This is a genomic window from Pseudoalteromonas sp. MER144-MNA-CIBAN-0113 (assembly GCF_040308965.1).
Taxonomy (GTDB): Bacteria; Pseudomonadota; Gammaproteobacteria; order Enterobacterales; family Alteromonadaceae; genus Pseudoalteromonas; species Pseudoalteromonas tetraodonis.
This window is the reverse complement of sequence record NZ_JBEOOG010000032.1, coordinates 24,551-43,094: the sequence shown is the minus strand read 5'-3', so window position 1 is coordinate 43,094 and position 18,544 is coordinate 24,551. Positions and strand designations below refer to the sequence as shown.

At 38.3% G+C, this 18,544-nt stretch carries 16 protein-coding genes; 5 read left to right on the top strand and 11 right to left on the bottom strand.

The window, feature by feature from the left end:
* Positions 1–153: 153 nt before the first annotated feature.
* The 7 genes from AAEY57_RS10305 to AAEY57_RS10275 all read right to left on the bottom strand — a co-directional run bounded on the left by AAEY57_RS10305 (position 154) and on the right by AAEY57_RS10275 (position 6,234).
* Positions 154–1,302, bottom strand: a complete 1,149-nt coding sequence (locus AAEY57_RS10305; RefSeq protein ID WP_350607777.1) for a zonular occludens toxin domain-containing protein — start codon at positions 1,300–1,302, stop codon at positions 154–156.
* 4 nt (positions 1,303–1,306) lie between these two features.
* On the bottom strand, positions 1,307–1,630 hold the full coding sequence (locus AAEY57_RS10300; protein ID WP_350607775.1) for a DUF2523 family protein: 324 nt from the start codon (positions 1,628–1,630) through the stop codon (positions 1,307–1,309).
* Positions 1,623–3,209: a collagen-like domain-containing protein gene (locus tag AAEY57_RS10295; RefSeq protein WP_350607773.1), complete on the bottom strand. Its 1,587-nt coding sequence runs from the start codon at positions 3,207–3,209 to the stop codon at positions 1,623–1,625. Before AAEY57_RS10295 ends, AAEY57_RS10300 begins: the two co-directional genes overlap by 8 nt.
* A gap of 247 nt (positions 3,210–3,456) precedes the next feature.
* A complete protein-coding gene (locus AAEY57_RS10290; protein ID WP_290187575.1) occupies positions 3,457–3,591 on the bottom strand; it encodes a hypothetical protein in 135 nt (44 codons plus the stop codon).
* 27 nt (positions 3,592–3,618) lie between these two features.
* Entirely contained in the window at positions 3,619–3,882 is a 264-nt protein-coding gene (locus AAEY57_RS10285) for a hypothetical protein (RefSeq protein WP_290187576.1), read from the bottom strand.
* A gap of 3 nt (positions 3,883–3,885) precedes the next feature.
* On the bottom strand, positions 3,886–4,203 hold the full coding sequence (locus tag AAEY57_RS10280; protein ID WP_350607771.1) for a hypothetical protein: 318 nt from the start codon (positions 4,201–4,203) through the stop codon (positions 3,886–3,888).
* Positions 4,204–4,242: 39 nt separating this feature from the next.
* Positions 4,243–6,234, bottom strand: coding sequence for a replication endonuclease (locus AAEY57_RS10275; protein ID WP_350607769.1), 1,992 nt, complete (start codon positions 6,232–6,234; stop codon positions 4,243–4,245).
* 361 nt (positions 6,235–6,595) lie between these two features.
* Between AAEY57_RS10275 and AAEY57_RS10270 the strand changes: the two genes are divergently transcribed.
* Entirely contained in the window at positions 6,596–6,934 is a 339-nt protein-coding gene (locus AAEY57_RS10270; RefSeq protein ID WP_029771881.1) for a DUF3693 domain-containing protein, read from the top strand.
* Positions 6,935–7,034: 100 nt separating this feature from the next.
* On the opposite strand, the gene AAEY57_RS10265 is transcribed toward AAEY57_RS10270, so the two are convergent.
* A complete protein-coding gene (locus AAEY57_RS10265) occupies positions 7,035–7,598 on the bottom strand; it encodes a lipid-binding SYLF domain-containing protein (protein WP_008108715.1) in 564 nt (187 codons plus the stop codon).
* Between the two features lie 140 nt (positions 7,599–7,738).
* Here AAEY57_RS10265 and AAEY57_RS10260 point away from each other — a divergent pair, with 140 nt between their 5' ends.
* Positions 7,739–8,950: a tyrosine-type recombinase/integrase gene (locus AAEY57_RS10260; protein ID WP_008108719.1), complete on the top strand. Its 1,212-nt coding sequence runs from the start codon at positions 7,739–7,741 to the stop codon at positions 8,948–8,950.
* Positions 8,950–10,149 (top strand): cation:proton antiporter, encoded by a 1,200-nt coding sequence (locus AAEY57_RS10255; protein ID WP_008108721.1) that lies wholly within the window; start codon positions 8,950–8,952, stop codon positions 10,147–10,149. The genes AAEY57_RS10260 and AAEY57_RS10255 overlap by 1 nt, the downstream gene beginning before the upstream one ends.
* Positions 10,150–10,225: 76 nt before the next feature.
* Here AAEY57_RS10255 and ydiJ read toward each other — a convergent pair whose 3' ends face one another.
* A complete protein-coding gene (ydiJ, locus tag AAEY57_RS10250) occupies positions 10,226–13,270 on the bottom strand; it encodes a D-2-hydroxyglutarate dehydrogenase YdiJ (protein WP_008464478.1) in 3,045 nt (1,014 codons plus the stop codon).
* A 144-nt stretch (positions 13,271–13,414) separates the two neighbouring features.
* Here ydiJ and AAEY57_RS10245 point away from each other — a divergent pair, with 144 nt between their 5' ends.
* Positions 13,415–13,627 carry a PGPGW domain-containing protein gene (locus AAEY57_RS10245; protein WP_008108725.1) on the top strand — a complete coding sequence of 71 codons (213 nt, stop codon included), beginning with the start codon at positions 13,415–13,417 and terminating at the stop codon, positions 13,625–13,627.
* A 52-nt stretch (positions 13,628–13,679) separates the two neighbouring features.
* On the opposite strand, the gene ppsA is transcribed toward AAEY57_RS10245, so the two are convergent.
* Positions 13,680–16,055 carry a phosphoenolpyruvate synthase gene (ppsA, locus tag AAEY57_RS10240; RefSeq protein ID WP_008464476.1) on the bottom strand — a complete coding sequence of 792 codons (2,376 nt, stop codon included), beginning with the start codon at positions 16,053–16,055 and terminating at the stop codon, positions 13,680–13,682.
* A 154-nt stretch (positions 16,056–16,209) separates the two neighbouring features.
* Here ppsA and ppsR point away from each other — a divergent pair, with 154 nt between their 5' ends.
* Positions 16,210–17,019 (top strand): posphoenolpyruvate synthetase regulatory kinase/phosphorylase PpsR, encoded by an 810-nt coding sequence (gene ppsR / locus AAEY57_RS10235; RefSeq protein WP_008464475.1) that lies wholly within the window; start codon positions 16,210–16,212, stop codon positions 17,017–17,019.
* Between the two features lie 90 nt (positions 17,020–17,109).
* Here ppsR and AAEY57_RS10230 read toward each other — a convergent pair whose 3' ends face one another.
* On the bottom strand, positions 17,110–18,459 hold the full coding sequence (locus AAEY57_RS10230) for a class II 3-deoxy-7-phosphoheptulonate synthase (RefSeq protein ID WP_024602472.1): 1,350 nt from the start codon (positions 18,457–18,459) through the stop codon (positions 17,110–17,112).
* Positions 18,460–18,544 lie beyond the last annotated feature (85 nt).

The following is an 18,544-nucleotide window of genomic DNA, read 5'->3' as shown; positions in this document are numbered from 1 at the left end:
ATCCGGAGCGGGAAATCGTGCAGGCTCAGGCAGCAGCATAAAACGGGAAAATCGGACAACTACCTTGAAAAACTCCGGTGACGGTATCTGATTTGAGAATATTTAAACGCCAGCCTACGGTTTCAACAAGTTGAAAAGCGTAGGCTCTGGCGTTTAATTGGATGAATATAAATCGTGATATTGTTCGTCTGGTACTTGGTTATCAAAGTATTGCTGGGTTGGTTTATACCTAAATACTACCGCTAAGTCTTTACCCCTATAACCCTCAATACCTAATCTGGTTTTTTTTAGCCTGTAACCTAGCATTAAAAGTTCATCCCTAGTGAATGTATCAATAACCTGTTTACTAGCTGATTCAACAACAACAAGTAAATCGGCAATTCTATCTCGATAGATTTCTTCATAAGTTATCATTGCGTTGTTGTTTTGTATCATATCCCTCAATCTTTGATATGGGTCGGTACTCGGTTTAGGTTTAGGTTTTTTTTGTGGTGCTTGGTTTAGTTCTCCAGTTGTGGCAATTTGCTGTTTTTCAACTTTTGCAACGGGCCCGTTGCTAGGTTCTTTAGATTTAGTGTTTACTATTTGTGTATCGCCATTGAAAAAGCTAGTTAAGAAATAAATAGCAAAAGCGATAACAGCTAAAAATATAGGTAAATAGAGAATGAATTGTTTAGACTTAAAAATGTTTACTCGGTCGTCAGAGTAAACGTCAGTGTTGTCAGTTGTTAATTGATGGCTAAGGTATGAGCCAAAATACTTGCTGTCGTATTTTTCGACACCTGATTTTATCTTTTTAAAAACTACATCACCTTTAACGCCATTGATTGAACCTTGGTACATTTCCCATTTATATTTGCTATCCATACCGACCATAGATAGTTTTAAAAATGATATTTTACGTTCAGTTCTTCGTTTCCATGTGGTATGCACATCGGCCAAAGCTTGACCCATGCAAATAATATCCATACCTCTATGTCTATGTTCTGCGATAAATCGAGTCATTTCGTCAGATAGCTTTTGTCTGCCACTGGGGAAAAAGTTTTGAAGCTCATCAAGTACAAGTAATGAGTCATTTTCAACAATGTCATAAACAGTAAGCACCTGTTCTTCTGTGATTTCTGTATATAAAGATTCTAATTCTTCAACCGTTTTACCTGTGAGTTCGCTGACTTTTTCATAGTTGAAGCCGTTAAGTCGAGCGTAAACTTTACGGCCTTTTTCTAAGCTGGGTATTATGTGTTTTACTAAAGCTTCATAACTTTTGCCAGAGCCTGGTAAACCTTCGTGAAATATAATCATAAATTTACCACTGGAATAAAGTTAATACTTTACGAGTTAAACGAAATGTATAACCGACACCGATAATACCTAAGGCGCTATCGAATCCGGTTGCGCCTAAGAGATAACCAACATCGGGCGGTATTGAAGATGTAAACTGACTTATACCCGATTGAATAAATTGTGGTGGGTCAATCAGTGAAAAAATAAGCCGGAAGCCCTCCAGCATTTTTTCAAAAACCTGTAATGATAACCAAAGCAGGGCATCTAAAATAAAAATTAGTATTTCATAAAGCCAATCAATAAAGCCTTGCCACATTTCGGCTAACCAGTCTAATAAACTATTCAATTGCGATTCTCCATGCGAAAAAGCCAGCAACAAGCATCAAAATAGCTCGTATGTATGGCAAAATTGATTGAACGGCAGAGCTACAAAACTGGTCAATTGTAACGGTAAAAGATGCGTCTAATACGGTTACAGTTTCTTGCCAGACTGGGCAGCTACCACCAAAGGAAGTAACAAAAAAATCATCTATTGCAGAAAATAAAGGCAAAGTTCGCATTGCGTCATTATGTTCTTCAAGTACAGTTCCGAAGTTGGTAGTTTCCCAATCAAAGTTAGCTATCTCGGTATATTTTTCTGGCTTTGTTGAGTAGTCGATTGTTGGAGCAGTACCGTCATAAGTCGATAATTTTGTAATGGCGTCTGTTTGTTTTTTAAGTTCAGTTGTTTGTTTGGCTAACTCTGAAACAATTGCATCCTCATCGACACCGGCAACTTCTGATTCTGAACCGTCAGGACATGAGATGGTTGCACCTGTTGGTGTATTTATTACGGTGCAATTTTCGCCATCTTCACCATCAAGACCATCAATACCATTTATTCCATCAATTCCATCTTTACCATCTTGGCCATCAATACCCGCTATACCTTGATCACCTTTTTCACCCTTTTCACCTTGAATGCCTTGTTCGCCTTGAATGCCTTGTTCACCTTGTTGACCATCAGCGCCAGCTTGACCAGTTGCGCCTTGAACACCTTGAACACCTTGAATACCTTGATCGCCTTTTTCACCTTGATCACCTTTTTCACCTTGGTCACCTTTTTCGCCTTTGAGTTGTCCAGACTGAACTAATGAATCAATATCTTGTTGAGTTAAAAAAGATGCTTCAATTTCGGATATGCGTTGGTGGTTTACTACAAGCTGGTCTGCATTTTTTTGTATGCCTGTTATGTCAAAACTAATGGCGCTTTCTGGGCAATCAACGGAGTAAACACCAGAACTACCTGTTGCAGTACAAAATTTATCATCACCATCATCTTTTGGTTTAGCTTTGCAATCAGTAGGTTCTTGTGAATTATATTTTGATGGTAAGTAATAACCGCCAGAATCATCGGTGTTAATTACGCATTGAGAATCATCTTCAGGGTTGTCATAACAAATGTTTGCGGGTGAGGTAGCAGTTCCGAAAAAATAAGTGTCTGTTGATTGTGGTTCTGGGCATTTGTTATCAACTAAAGGTTTTGCACACATAAAAGCATCTGGGTCTTGAGATGTTGGCATAGGTACAGGAATGGTATGTATTGGAGAAGTTGAAGGTGGACATGCATCAACAAGTTCACCACCATAGAAGGTTGCCACTTTAGTATAATAAAATTCTTCCCAAGATTTAGACCTAGTTTGAACAAATATATAGTAATTATCAGGTGATGAAGTTGGCTCTGATTTAATATCACCTACCTGATAAGAATATTTTTGAGAAGCTTTATATTGTGAATGTACGTGTGCTAAACAAGTTGATAAATCAACATCAAAAAGGGGTTGAGCATATGCACAGCGGCCAAAAGGTTGTTTATCTGGTGAACGTAAGTCGCTCATATCAGGTTCTTGAGCTATGGCCATTGTTGCAAATACAGTTACGAGCATTAAGCAAAACCATAATTTGATTAATGAGAATATAGTTTTAAATGGGTGGCGTATGGCGTGTTTACTTCCGCGCCATAGCAAGGTAAAAAATTTAAGCATTTTCGAAGCCGCGAATAATCGCAACCGCGCAAGCAATCCCAAGGCATGCATAATAAATTCCCCAAATCATGATAGTTCTCCATTAAAAAAGCCCCGCAACTTTTAGGAATACAGGGCTTAGTTTGCGATTTCGTTGGTTAGTCGGATATTAACGGAACCAGCCGATAACTTTGTTGTAACCCCATTTCGCAACGCCCGGTAATATCTTGATTGCTGCTAGTGCTGTGATTGCTGCAACGATAGTAGTAGCGTCAACCGCTGAAGTAACTCCAGTGAAGTCCATAGTTTTTTTCCTTTTAGCTTAAAAAGTTTAATTGTCGTTTTCTGGTTTAAACCAGTTGATTACAGTTCCATAGCCCCACGAGACCATGTAACTAATTATTACCAATGAAAAGCCACTAACAAAAAGTGCTTGTGCCTGTTCAATGGGAATTAGGTTAGGATCGAAAATGCTCGAACCTAAAATAAATTGCTGGTACTCGGTAGGCTCCAACATGACAAAGCCAGTGCAATCTTCAATTGATTGTGCCGTTGGTTTAAGTTCGCCATATTCGAGCTGTACACAAGTAGCCATTTTTTATTTACCTTTATTTTCTTGCGGTAAACTATGCAAACGGAAGCCTTTCCAGTCCATTTGACGTGCAACGTTGGCACCTTCGTAATATTCAATATTAAGTAAAACAGGCTTTAAGCCCCAACCATTAGGGTCTGATTGCAACCGTTCTAAATGCTGATAAGTACCATCATTAAATTGGTCTGCTGATACCTTCACAGATAAAATTTGAGCAGGGTTTTTAGTGTGCAACTTAAACTCGCCAGTTGTAGGCAGGGGAGCGCCTTTATCATCTGTGCGGTTAACTTTTACTAGGTCTGTAATAGCGCCTTCAATATTCATAATTTCTCCAATTGGGTTTAATTTTATTAATAGTTACAGTTAATGACACAAGTCCAAGCTCGCGACTTCGTCGCTCGAAATGTTGCCAGCCAGAGCTTCGTAATCCATGAATAAGCACATGTTTTGATAATCCTCAAGAACGCAAGCTTCAAGGAACTGCATATCTTCATCACTAGGTGCGAATAAGCGGCCGTCATCGTGCCAACCTTGTATTTGTTCAGACACACCGCACATGATTTTACGTTGCGATTTAATATCTTTTTCAGTGAGTATCTGGGTAGTACCGCGTCGAGTAATTACAACAACAGCATCCCAAGCAACGCCTAAAATTCGGTTAGCTGGTTGGTCGCCATATTTAGTGGCAAAGTAGGGTGATTTAGATTCACTGCGGCTAACCTCGCCAGTAATACGGTCAACAATATCGGGCAATTGGTAGTGAATGCGTAAAGTTTGGTCTTTGCGTTTAACTTGTACGCCACCCATTGCAAGGCAAAATGCTTTCCAATCTGATGAATCAGCAGCTTGGCGTACCTTTTCAAGTGCGTATTTTGAAACTGTGTCTAGTGTTGTATTCATTGCGTTTGCAACCTCACATTTGCCAGTATCACCTTGGCCTAATCGTCTAAGTTCACGCCAAAGGGTGACTGAGGGGCCACCAATTTGCTGAAAACGTCTAATATCAAACGTACTCGCCCAAGTCGATGCACGTTCTGCGGCATCGGCTGGAAGTATTTTCATTTCACCAGCTTGTGAACAAATCACTTTATCGATGCTGTCACCAGTTACGGCTTTAGTAATATATTTAGCAATGTAGCCAGCAGCAGAGCCTTTACTTTTATTAATCGTAATAGCCTTAAAGCGGGTGGTGCTTGTTCTAAATTCGGTTGGTGTATCTTCGGTACAAAGCTTTTTAAGAATTGCGCGAACTTGTATCGCGTCACCTTTTTCCATGAATAAAAGCATATGCCAGTGTGGGCAACCGTCATGATGAGGTTCAACAACACGGAATCCGTAAGGGCGCAAATTTTGTTTTGAGAATAGAGCGCGGGCACGTTTCCAAATACCGTTAAAATATTCCTGTGCATCCTGAGGTGTTGACCCATCATATTTATTATTTGGTCGGCCTGTATGGTGAACTGCATGAAATCTACTTGGTGCTGATAATGTGTAGAACTCACCGCGATGGCCATGCATGTCTGCTAGTTCTTCAAAGCCACGAATGCGAACCATTAATTCAGCCGCTTGTTGTTTACCAGATGTATGCGAACGTTCAATAATTGATTGCAGTGTTTCGAACTCATCAAACGGGTTTGCATCGTTTGGAACAACAAATAAATCAGACATTATTTCGGCTGATTTGCGCTTACGTTCTCGGCGGTTCTGGATGGTTGGTTGTGACACATAAGCACTTGCTTTTTTATGTACGAGTCTCAAATCACGTGCTAGTTGTTCAATAGTAAACGCTTGGATTTTACGTAATTTACGACGCCAGAAAATTGGGTCAGCAAAGCGGTTTAAAATACCTGTTAAAGAATCTGCTGAAAAGTGTGTGCAATAAGGTGCAACTAGTTCAGGCTCTTGAATATCAAAGGAATTTAAGTATTTAACCAGGATGTTAAATACAGATAAAGTATAGCCGTTTTTACTTATTTTCAGCTCACAATAACGGGCTTTTTGATCTGCAATTTCGCATAGTTCATCGTCTGAACATGATAAATTGATATGACCGTGTTTAAAATTCCCAAGGGTTAAAGCGGTATCAGCAGACTTTAAACGCTTGTTTGCTTCAGCTAAATTGTTGAATTTTTCGGCCAAAAAGTAACCGGTGCTAAGCATATGTGCAAGGTTAGAGTGACGTTCAAAAATACGATTTCGCCATGATTCAAAGTCAAAAAAACGTTCTTTCTTTGGCTTAGAAAGGTTTGCAAAAATGTCTTTTGCAGTGCATGCAGGTCGTAAATTTGCCGTTAAATTGATTGCTGTATTTAGCGGGAAAACTTGAGAGTATTGGGCGTTCGATAGTACGTTCATTGGATAGCCTTTACTTTTTTATAAATAGGAGTGCGGACTAAAATGAAGTTTAAAATTATAAAAATAACAGGGAATAAAGAGTAAGATAAAAAATCAAATGCTATATCATACTTTTGGTATGCAATGGAAAGTAAGCCAGATAATAAAAAAGTAAATTGAAAAACTAGAACAAAAAAATATGAAATTTGAACTAGTAATGGATTTAGTGTGTTTTTAGTGGAACTCATACCCGTATTTACCTGTTAAACTGACAAACTGTCACGTTGGACTCTTTTTTGGAGTCTAGCGGTCATATGTGACTTTTGTCAAACTTTTTAATTATCAAGTTTGACAGTTATAATGAAATACAGAGGAGATTGTTATGAATTTTAGTTACGAACTAATTGAAAAATATAAAGAATCCAAAGGTTATACTCAGGACAAACAAGTTATTTCTGATTTTGAGGAATTTAACTCAGGAAACATGAGTAAAATTAAAAAAGGCGAAAGGCATATTACAGCTAATCAGTGTATAGCAATGGCTAATGCTATAGGTATGGATCAAAAGGAAGCCTTACTTAAACTTGCTATAGAAAAGTCAAAGTCTAAGGAAGAAGGTAAAATCTGGTCTGAAATTGTAAAAAAGATTAGTGCAGCATGTGTAGCGCTAACGCTAGTTGCAGGACTAGCAAATGCACCAACTGAGGACGCATTTGCGTAATAGCGACAACCCATAAATTACGTTATGTTAAATTGAGTGAATTAAATTAAAGTGGGCGTAATCCATAAAACTAGCCCACTTATGATAGGGTTTTGATAGCTTAGTTTAGCTCAGAATCGACCCAAAATTTAGTGCCTTTTAAAACAGCTTGCAGTGCAAGGCCACTTTCGGTTAAAGAGTAAACAGTAACTTGGTCAGCAATAGCTTCGGCAACTAAAGCGCCACCTTTATCTTGGTATTTTGCAGCAGCATCGGCATTACCACCGAACGCCCAACCATGTTTAATAAATCTATTTAACGCTGCTTGATCGTGAAAAACCATCACAATATTGAAATCTTTAACACCTAAACCTAAGCCTAAACCAGCTTCGCCCATATTCATATAGGTAGATTTTCCGGTTAGGTTATTTTTTACTACACCGTACCCACCACCAAAACTGGCTAAAATAACGTTTACGTTGGCATTATCAAATACAGCATAACCGGCAGAGTTTGCAATTTGAGTTTTAACATCTGGTTTTTTTTCGTATAAAGCAGTTAATGTATTCGATTTCATACTTTGTACTAAAGCACGTTTTTCTCCAGGAGAAGCACTGCCTGTAGTAGCGCAACCTGTTAATAAAACGCTAATAACTAACATGCTCAACAGAAGTAATTTTTTCATGATTTTTCCTTTAATAAGGTATATGGTTAATAAATCTGCATTTAGCATAAATATCAAAATTTCGTTATGTCCAATACTAGACAGTATCGGACTTTAAGGTTAATCTATAAGTCTATTATTTTCTTATATATTTTACTATTATGCTTGTTGCTCTGGTCGATACATTAAAACAATTACGTTATCAAATAGCTCACCTTGAAGATAATACACTCCAATCAGAATATCCAGAACTAGCCTCTTTTATACAGCAAGTCAGCTTGACTGTAACTGAATCAAAGGCCGATCTTAACTTTTTATACCAGTTTTTATATGTTTATGGCCGAAAATCAGAAGCAACTTATAGTCGTTTTCGCAATGAATTAGAACGATTTTATTTGTGGTCATGGCTTATAGCTGAAAAATCAGTATTCGATTTAAAGCGTGAAGATATTGAGGCGTATGTTGATTTTATGGTCGAGCCGGACAAAAAGTGGGCATCAACTTCGGTGCAGTGGCGCTATAAAGATGAGCAAGGAGTACGTAGGTTAAACCAAAATTGGCGCCCTTTCATGCAAAAAGAATCTATTGCGAGTCAGCAAACATTATCCGCTATGTTTACTGCACTTAATGTATTTTACAAGTTCGCTATTTTAGAAGAAAAAACCTTCGCTAACTTTGTACCTGTGGTTAAGAAAAATAGCCCCTACTTGGTTGTACAATCACAAATACAAATTCCCGATACATTAAGCGATATTCAATGGGAATACGTATTTGGAGTAACGCGTGATCTGTGCGAACAAAAACCAGAGTATGAAAGAAACCTTTTTACCCTCGCCTGTTTAAAAGGATTATATTTACGTATATCAGAATTATCAGAACGTCCACAATGGTCACCTGTTATGTCTCATTTTTGGCAAGATAACGATGGCTTTTGGTTTTTACGTATAATGGGTAAGGGTAATAAATTACGAGATGTAACTTTAAGTGATGATTTTCTTGAGTATTTAAAACGTTATCGGTTATACCGTGGTTTACCTGCCCTGCCCCGGGTTGACGAATCCGACCCGTTAGTGCATAAAATTCGTGGCCAAGGTGGTATGACAGTAAGACAAATTCGACGTTTAGTACAACAAAGTTTTGATATTGCACAGCAGTCATTACTTGATGATGGGTTTAAAGATGACGCGGAACAATTAGAAGCGGCCACTGCACATTGGCTTCGACATACCGGTGCAACGCATGACGCACAAACTCGACCTTTAAAACATTTATCTGAAGATTTAGGTCACGCAAAAATAGCCACAACTGATCAAATATATATTCAAACAAATATTAAAGAACGGGCAAAGTCTGGAATAAAAAGGAAGATTTAATGGAATACTTAGTTATTGCTTTTATTGGTGCATTATTTTTAATTTATTCTATAACACTACGCCAATTAGAAAAAACAGAAATTACTGGGCCGATGTTTTTTGTTATAGGGGGGATGCTGCTAGCATTGATAGCTCCGAACGAAAGTGAAAATTTTAAAAATGGCTTACGGTTTTTACTGCCCTTTATCGAATTAACGCTCAGTATCTTTTTATTTACCGATGCAGCAAAGTCAAAATTAGGAGTATTAAGGCATAGTTTTCAATATCCTAGTTTACTTTTATTTGTTGCCTTACCTTTAACCCTATTACTCGGGGTTGCTACCGCGTTATTTTTATTTGCTGAGCTTTCATTAATTCAAGCAGCACTTATCGCAATTATATTAACCCCAACCGATGCGGCGTTAAGTAAGGGGTTATTAAGTAATACAAAAGTGCCTGAAAAAATACGCGAAGGTATTAATACTGAAAGTGGTTTAAACGATGGCTTATGTGTGCCTATATTTTTAATATTTATTCTGCTTGCAAAAAATCCTGAATCCGCAATTACTGCAACACAAACGTTAACTGTATTTGGTAGAGAATTGGGAGTTGCATTATTAATTGCATTCGCAGGTATTGCTGTTTTTATTCCGTGTTTAAACTTTGCAATGAAGCGACATTACTTTGCCCAAAACACTAGCCCGTTTTTACTATTGGGTTTTGCTATGGCTGTATTTTCACTTACGCAATATTTTCATGGCAGTGGATTTATTGCCGTATTTGTAGCTGGGCTTTTATTTGATAAATACGCGAGCACCAAAATAAACAAAGAGCTGATTGAAGACTCAGAGCATATAGCTGACTTTTCCTCTTTAATGATTTGGTGTTTATTCGGTTTTGTTTGTGCTTATTTAGTGATCCCGAAATTAAATACTGAAATAATAATTTATGGGCTACTTAGTACAACACTGATCAGAATAATTCCTGTTATGTTGTCACTGCAATTTACGTCATTAAAAATAAAAGAGCGTTTAACGTTTGCTTGGTTTGGGCCAAGGGGGTTGGCTTCAATTGTATTTACCTTAATGGTGATAGACACACAAATAGAAAATAAATTTCAAATTGCGACCATTGCTATGACCACAATTTTATTTAGTGTATTTATTCATGGTATTAGTACAAAACCGATTGCAGACAGTTTTGCTAAAAAAACTAAATAAATATAAACAAAAATAAAAAGGCGTAACTTAATAATAAGTTGCGCCTTTTTATTTTACAGCTTACTTAGTTAAATTATTAACTAAGTACTTTTGCCAGTAACTCTATTGGATGCTTAGGCTTAAATTTTTCATAACGTTTTACTTGGCTACGACATGAAAAGCCAGTTGATAAAAGTTGCTCAGGTTTATTTTTATCAACGATAGGTTTCCAACTCATTTCATAAAGTGCTTTGGAGTTTGCTTGGTTTTGTGCTTCATGACCATAAGTGCCGGCCATACCACAACACCCAGTATTTGTGGTGTTTAATGTTAAACCAAGTTCATCAAAAATATTTTTCCACACACTTGCTGCTTTTGGTAATGCAGTCGTTTCGGTACAGTGACTTAATAAGGTAAATTCAGTATTTATTTGTTTAGCTTTTAAAGCACTGAACGATTGTGTTTCTAACCATTCATGCGCAAGTTGCACATTAAAATCGCCACGGTTACTTTCTAAAATTGTATTATACTCATCGCGATAACACATCACTAACGACGCATCTAAACCAACTAACGGCGCATTAATGTCATTAAGCTGATTTAAAAACTCTGCAGCACTTTTTGCCGTTAGCTTAAATTCATGTAAAAAACCTTTCACGTGCTGAGGTTTCCCATTGGGTTTAAAGGGTAACAGCATTGGTTTTTTTCCAAGCTGAGTAATTAGTGTAATAAAACTCTCAACCAATTCTGCTTCGTAAAAGCTGGTGAATGGGTCTTGAACAATGAGTACATAAGCATTTTGCTCATCCGTACTTAATTTTTTAAGTAATTCTAAATTAAATGTTTGCGCTTTGTTTATACGTTTACCGAGTGCTGGAATACTTAGCTGCGGGGTATCAACATAACCGACTGTTTTTTTAATAATGCTACTTACAAGTGATGTTTTTACAATTGGGTTAATAATCCTAGCAAACTTTGCCATTAACGGTGCGCTATTTTCGATATTACCCACTAAATAATCTTTGAGTGGGCGCGCATAATAACTATGGTAATAATTTAAAAAACGAGCTCGAAAAGTTGGTACATCTACCTTTATTGGGCAAGCGGTAGTACACGCTTTACATGCTAAACATTCGTCCATTGATGCTTTTACTTCGTGAGAAAAATCGTAAACGCCTTTATTTTTTTCACGGCTATGAACAAAACGCTCCCACCAGGTGATCACTTCACCTTTGTTTAGCTCTTTTTCTACTTCAAGCAAATTAACATCTTTCGATTCTTGAAGTCGTAACCATTCACGCATTAAACCCGCGCGACCTTTAGGTGAATTACGGCGATCGCCGGTCACTTTATAAGATGGGCACATTGGCGAGTTTTCATCATAATTAAAACACAAGCCGTTACCATTACAGGTCATTGCATTATTAAAACTGGTTTTAACATCAATAGAAATTTGCTTATCGAAGTAAGAACGTTTCTGCCCATCAACACTAACTAGTGAGTCCTTACTTTCAAGCGGAGTACAAATTTTACCGGGGTTTATCTTATTATTTGGGTCAAACGCCGATTTTATTTTTCGTAATTGGGTAAATAAATGCTCACCAAAAAATTCAGGACCGTATTCACTTCTGTAACCTTTACCGTGCTCGCCCCACATTAAACCACCGTATTTTGCGGTGAGTTTTACTACTTCATCTGAAATAGTGCGCAGTAATTTTTCTTGTTCAGGGTCGCACATATCCAGTGCTGGCCTAACATGTAAAACGCCAGCATCAACATGGCCAAACATACCGTACTGTAAATTATAGCTATCAAGTAGCGCTCTAAATTCAACAATATAATCGGCTAAATTTTCTGGTGGAACGGCGGTGTCTTCTGCAAACGCGAGAGGTTTTTGGCTGCCTTTTACATTACCGAGTAAACCCACTGATTTTTTACGCATTGCATAAATTTTTAATATATCGCTTTTCTCGCTGGTTAACTGATAGCCAATAACACCATTAGTTTGATTAGCAACACACTCATCTAACAATTTGCACAAAGTGTCTACTTTGTTTTTTATGTCTTCTGGTGATACGGCATTAAACTCAACCATGTTGAGTCCTTGCATATCTTTATTTGGTATATCAGTTATTAAGTCCGATACTGAATGCCAAATAATATCTTCACGAGCTAGATTTAATACTTTGCTGTCAACGGTTTCAACTGAAGTTGCGCGAGCATCAACTAAAAATGGTGAATGGCGAAGTGCAGAATCAAAACTGTCATATTTTATATTTATGAGGGTTTTAAATTCTGCGATAGGTGTTAGGTTTAATTTTGCTTCAGTAACTATGCCTAAAGAGCCTTCTGATCCGGTTATTAAGCGGCTCATATCAAAAGTTTGTAAGTCTTCACTTAGCACATGCTCTAGGTCATAACCGGTTAAAAATCTATTTAACCGTGGAAATTTGGCTAATATAGCGTCGCGTTCATTAAGTGATATGTCTAATACTGTTTTGTAGAGTTTGCCAATTAAGGATTCCTGATCGGCAATTATTTTTGCTTTTTCAATGTCTATTGGACTGGTAGACATTGCAGTGCCATCAACTAAATAGGTGGTTAGCCCTAAAACATGGTCGCTGGTTTTGCCATAAACTAAGGAGCCTTGCCCCGATGCATCAGTACTGATCATGCCGCCAATAGTGGCGCGGTTACTGGTAGATAAATCGGGTGAAAAGAAAAATCCATACGGTTTTAAAAAGTTGTTAAGTTGATCTTTTATCACGCCCGTTTGAACTCGTACCCAACCTTCTTCAACATTTATCTCGAGGATTTCACGCATATAACGTGATAAATCAACCACAATACCAGGCGTTAAAGATTGACCATTTGTTCCTGTGCCGCCACCGCGAGGACCAAAAGTTAACGATAAAAAAGGGTCTTGCGATGCTATTTGCAGAGCAACTTGAATGTCTTTTTCGCTTTTAGGAAAAATAACACCTTGCGGAAGCTGCTGGTAAATACTGTTATCGGTTGATGCAGTCAGTCTCGTTGCATAACTGGCGTCTGTATCTCCAGTAAACCCTTGATTTTTTATGGTATTTAAGTAATTTGCAACCAAGTCGGTCGCGGCATCTTGTTGTGTAATAGTTGCTATCATGGCGGCGCTTATTAATGCATTTGTGTAATTATATCATGGCGATGGCTAATAGAAATTGAAGATTTTACAGTTTGTAACACTCTTTTTATCGATATATGAGCAGCTGCAATTATAATCAAGTTAAACGCCTACTATGAGGTTTATATGAAAAAACTACTTATGCAGATCAGCGGAACACTGTTTATTTTACTCGGATTATTGTTTGCTGTGGTGCCAGGGCCATCGTTAATATTTTTTATTGCAGGCTTATTCTGCTTTTCTATGTATTACCCTAAAGCAAGAGGGTATTTAACTTGGTGTCAAAAAGCACTGACTCGCTCATGTGCCTATTTAGATAAAAAATTAGCAAAAAATTAATTTTTAATCATAAAAAATGCCAGCAGTTGCTGGCATTTTTTAACGAGGTAACTTACTTAGCAAGTTTGTCTGCTAAGTATAACCATGTTTCTAGTACTGTATCTGGGTTTAGCGAAACAGAGTCAATGCCCTGCTCTACTAACCATGCTGCAAAGTCTTCATGATCTGAAGGACCTTGACCACAAATACCTACATATTTACCTTTTTCTTTGGCTGTTTTAATAGCCATAGAAAGTAGCTTTTTGATTGCAGGGTCACGCTCATCAAATAGGTGAGCAATTAAACCTGAGTCGCGATCAAGACCAAGCGTTAACTGAGTTAAATCGTTAGAACCGATAGAGAAACCATCGAAGTATTCTAAGAATTCTTCAGCCATTAATGCATTTGACGGAAGCTCACACATCATAATTACTTTAAGACCATTTTCGCCACGTTTAAGGCCATGTTCTTCAAGTAATTCAATAACGCGTTTACCTTCTTCAAGGGTACGTACGAATGGGATCATGATTTCGATGTTGGTCATATCCATGGTATTTCTAACACGTTTTATAGCTTCACACTCAAGGGCAAAACAATCACGGAAGTCTTCAGAGATATAACGTGCAGCGCCACGGAAACCAATCATTGGGTTTTCTTCTTCTGGCTCGTATTGCTGGCCGCCCACTAAGTTAGCATATTCGTTTGATTTAAAATCAGACATACGAACAATTACACGCTCTGGTGCAAACGCACAACCTAGGGTAGAAATACCTTCAACCAGTTTTCCAATATAGAATTCAACAGGTGATTCGTAACCGGCAATCATGTCTGTGATTTCTGCTTTTAATGCATCTGTTTGTGCATCAAAATTTAATAACGCTTTAGGGTGAACACCAATCATACGGTTGATGATAAACTCAACGCGCGCAAGGCCAACACCTGAATGTGGTAAACGTGCAAAATCGAATGCGCGATCCGGGTTACCTACGTTCATCATTACTTTCATTGGAAGTTCAGGCATTTCGTCAACACGTGAAGTAAGTACTTCAAAGTCTAAAATACCTTCATAGATGAAACCAGTATCGCCTTCGGCACATGATACAGTAACTTCTTGACCTGCTGTAATTAAATCTGTTGCATTACCACAACCAACAACGGCTGGAATACCTAACTCACGTGCAATAATTGCAGCATGACATGTACGACCACCACGATTTGTAACAATCGCAGCCGCGCGTTTCATGATAGGTTCCCAATCTGGGTCGGTCATGTCGGTAACTAAAATGTCACCTACTTGTACTTGGTCCATCTCTTTGATTGAATCAAGTACACGCACTACACCACTACCAATTTTATGACCAATTGCACGGCCTTCAACAACAACATTGCTGCTGCCATTAAGTTGGAAGCGTTCCATTACGTTAGTGTCTTCGTTTGAACGAACTGTTTCTGGACGCGCCTGAACTATATATAGTTTGCCATCGTTACCATCTTTTGCCCATTCGATGTCCATTGGACGACCGTAATGTTTTTCAATGATTACAGCTTGTTTGGCAAGGTTTTGCACTTCTTCATCTGTAATCGAGAATTTGTTTGAAAGCGCTGGATCTACGTCAACAATTTCTACTTGTTTGCCGTGAGCTTTGTCTTGTGAGTAAATCATTTGAATGGCTTTAGAGCCAATATTACGACGAACTACAGCTGGCTTGTTTTTAAGTAGCGTTGGTTTATGAACATAAAATTCATCTGGGTTAACCGCACCCTGTACAACCATTTCACCCAAACCATAACTTGATGTGATAAATACAACATCTTCAAAACCAGATTCAGTATCAATACTGAACATAACACCTGATGCTGATTTATCAGAGCGTACCATGCGTTGAATACCCGCTGATAACGCTACACCACGGTGATCGTAGCCTTGGTGAACACGATAAGAAATAGCGCGGTCGTTAAATAACGAAGCGAATACGTGTTTGATGGCTGTCATTACAGAATCTATACCAACAACGTTTAAAAACGTTTCTTGTTGGCCTGCAAAAGAGGCATCTGGCATATCTTCAGCGGTTGCTGATGAACGAACAGCGAATGAAACATCTGCAGTTGTGTCGCCATGTAGCTGGCTGTATGCGTCGCGGATTGCTTTGTCTAGACTAGGTTGGAATGGGGTATCGATAATCCACTGGCGGATATCGGCGCCGACTTTGGCGAGTGTGTTTACATCATCAACATCGAGTGTATCTAAAATGTCATGAATTTTTGCGTTGAGTCCTGATTGTTCTAAAAACTCGTTAAAAGCGTCTGAGGTAGTAGCAAAACCACCTGGGACTTGCACACCTGCGTTAGCTAAGTTTGAAATCATTTCACCAAGTGAGGCATTTTTACCGCCAACTCGAGGAACATCTTGCATACCAAGCTCTTGATACCAGAGAACGTATTCTTGCACGGATCTTTCTCCAAAAAACAAATTGTAGTAGTAACTGTGAGAGTTAAGAAAGAAAACCTTTTATAAAGGTCGCCACCATTCTACACTGGCAAACGTCCCCACGTAAACCGTGATACACTGATTTTAAAATTAAATGTAATAAAAAAGAGGCTTTATGAGAACTGCGTTTTATATTTCAGATGGCACAGCAATCACATCTGAAGTGTTTGGTCATGCGACTTTATCTTTATTCCCTGTCGAATTTAATCATAAAACAATCCCTTTTGTAGAAACTGAAGAAAAAGCGCATGAAATAAAAGCGCTTATTAACGCTACGTCATCTAAGCAAGGTGAAAAGCCTTTGGTGTTTTTTACTTTTGTGAATCATAAATTGTCTGAGATTATTCGCTCAGCGGATGCAGTTTCATACGATTTTTTAAGTACCTATAGCGAAAAAATTGAAAAAGAATTAAATGTGGCGCCAGTACCAAAAGTACACAGAACACACTCTATTCATGAAAAAAGTTATGATTTTAGAATTGATGCCGTTAATTACGCGTTGATGAATGATGATGGTGGCAACATTAAAAACTTTGCGGAGGCTGATATTATTTTAGTTGGCGTTAGTCGAAGTGGTAAAACACCCACCAGTCTTTATTTAGCGTTGCAGTATGGCATTAAAGCAGCCAATTACCCGATAACCGAAGACGACTTAGAAAGCGAAGGTTTACCAAAATGCTTAGTGCCTTATAAGCATAAACTGTTTGGCTTAACTATTGATCCAGAGCGTTTGGCTGCAATAAGAGACAGACGCATGGCAAATTCAAAATACGCATCAATCAGGCAGTGTCGTATTGAAGTGCGCGAAGTTGAAATGCTGTATAAAAAACATAAAATTGCCCATTTAAATTCTACTCATCATTCTGTTGAAGAAATTTCAGCAAAAATCATTTCTGATACAGGCCTTGAGCGTCGTAAGTACTAACAAACTAATGTGTGATTTAAGCGCGTAATTACAGTTAATACACAAAAAAGCCGCTAAATAAAAGCGGCTTTTGGTATTTATGAACGGGTATTATTTACGCGCATCTTTTAGTAAATCAGCTACTAAAAATCCAAGCTCTAATACTTGATCAGCATTTAAGCGTGGGTCACATTGTGTTTTGTAGCGCTGAGCAAGGTCATCGTCAGATAAACCGTATGCACCGCCAGTACACTCTGTTACATGTTGGCCGGTCATTTCTAAATGAACACCGCCTGCGTAAGAACCCTCTGCTTTATGAACAGCAAAGAATTGGCTAATTTCGCGCATGATATTATCAAAGCTACGCGTTTTGTAACCTGAGCTGGCTTTTTCAGTATTGCCATGCATTGGATCTGAGCTCCAAATTACTTTGCGACCTTCTTGCTGTACTTTACGCACCAGCGCAGGTAACTTCTCTGGTAATACATCCGCACCCATGCGCGTGATAAGTGTTAATCGGCCTGGGATATTATCCGGGTTAAGCGCATCGATTAAACGGATAAGCTCGTCTGGATCCATACCTGGTCCAACTTTAACGCCAATTGGGTTTTTAATACCTTTAAAAAATTCAATATGAGCATGGTCTAGCTGGCGAGTACGTTCACCAATCCAAACAAAGTGTGCTGAACAATCGTACCAGTCACCTGATAAATGGTCTCTACGTGTTAATGCTTCTTCGTAGCCTAGTAATAACGCTTCGTGTGACGTGTATAAATCAGTTTCTTTTAAGCTTGGCGCTATAGTTGAATTAATACCACACACTTCCATAAATTCTAACGCGTCTTGAATTTTGTCTGCAAGTTGTTGGTATTTTGCTTTTTGTGGATTAGCAGCAACAAAGCCCATGTTCCAACGGTTAACTTGATGTAAGTCGGCAAGTCCACCTTGTGCAAAAGCGCGTAGCAAATTTAGCGTTGCCGCACTGTGATGATATGCAGTCATTAAACGTTGAGGGTCTGGAATACGTGCTTCTTCAGTAAACTCAAAGTTATTTACTATATCACCACGGTAAGATGGCAACGAAACGCCGTCTATTGTTTCTAAGTCGGCTGAACGTGGCTTAGCGTATTGACCTGCCATACGTGCAATTTTAACAACCGGGCACTTTCCACCATAGGTTAATACTACAGCCATTTGTAAGATGGTTTTAAATGTATCGCGAATATTAGCTGCATTAAAGTCGCTAAACGATTCTGCACAATCTCCACCTTGAAGTAAAAAGGCACGGCCTTCGCATACGTCTTCAAGTTGTTTAAATAAACTTCTTGTTTCTTCGGCAAATACTAAAGGCGGTGCACTTTTCAACTGGCTTTCTACCGACTTTAATACGTCTTGATCTGGGTACTGTGGTTGCTGCAGTATTGGAAGTTCTCTCCAGCTATTTGGGTTCCACGATTGCATGTTCATTCCTCATTCCTATTACCTGATGTAATGAAATTAACGTATGCAGTGTGCTTTGTTCAAGGACTAAATACACTATTTACTA

What these genes read in the sequence shown, in the direction of transcription:
- ydiJ (WP_008464478.1), bottom strand. Translation starts at nt 13,270, where the DNA reads ATGATAGCAACTATTACACAACAAGATGCCGCGACCGACTTGGTTGCA.
- AAEY57_RS10255 (WP_008108721.1), top strand. Translation starts at nt 8,950, where the DNA reads ATGGAATACTTAGTTATTGCTTTTATTGGTGCATTATTTTTAATTTAT.
- ppsR (WP_008464475.1), top strand. Translation starts at nt 16,210, where the DNA reads ATGAGAACTGCGTTTTATATTTCAGATGGCACAGCAATCACATCTGAA.
- AAEY57_RS10260 (WP_008108719.1), top strand. Translation starts at nt 7,739, where the DNA reads ATGCTTGTTGCTCTGGTCGATACATTAAAACAATTACGTTATCAAATA.
- AAEY57_RS10280 (WP_350607771.1), bottom strand. Translation starts at nt 4,203, where the DNA reads ATGAATATTGAAGGCGCTATTACAGACCTAGTAAAAGTTAACCGCACA.
- AAEY57_RS10305 (WP_350607777.1), bottom strand. Translation starts at nt 1,302, where the DNA reads ATGATTATATTTCACGAAGGTTTACCAGGCTCTGGCAAAAGTTATGAA.
- AAEY57_RS10245 (WP_008108725.1), top strand. Translation starts at nt 13,415, where the DNA reads ATGAAAAAACTACTTATGCAGATCAGCGGAACACTGTTTATTTTACTC.
- AAEY57_RS10270 (WP_029771881.1), top strand. Translation starts at nt 6,596, where the DNA reads ATGAATTTTAGTTACGAACTAATTGAAAAATATAAAGAATCCAAAGGT.
- AAEY57_RS10230 (WP_024602472.1), bottom strand. Translation starts at nt 18,459, where the DNA reads ATGCAATCGTGGAACCCAAATAGCTGGAGAGAACTTCCAATACTGCAG.
- AAEY57_RS10265 (WP_008108715.1), bottom strand. Translation starts at nt 7,598, where the DNA reads ATGAAAAAATTACTTCTGTTGAGCATGTTAGTTATTAGCGTTTTATTA.
- AAEY57_RS10290 (WP_290187575.1), bottom strand. Translation starts at nt 3,591, where the DNA reads ATGGACTTCACTGGAGTTACTTCAGCGGTTGACGCTACTACTATCGTT.
- AAEY57_RS10295 (WP_350607773.1), bottom strand. Translation starts at nt 3,209, where the DNA reads ATGCTCGTAACTGTATTTGCAACAATGGCCATAGCTCAAGAACCTGAT.
- AAEY57_RS10285 (WP_290187576.1), bottom strand. Translation starts at nt 3,882, where the DNA reads ATGGCTACTTGTGTACAGCTCGAATATGGCGAACTTAAACCAACGGCA.
- AAEY57_RS10275 (WP_350607769.1), bottom strand. Translation starts at nt 6,234, where the DNA reads ATGAACGTACTATCGAACGCCCAATACTCTCAAGTTTTCCCGCTAAAT.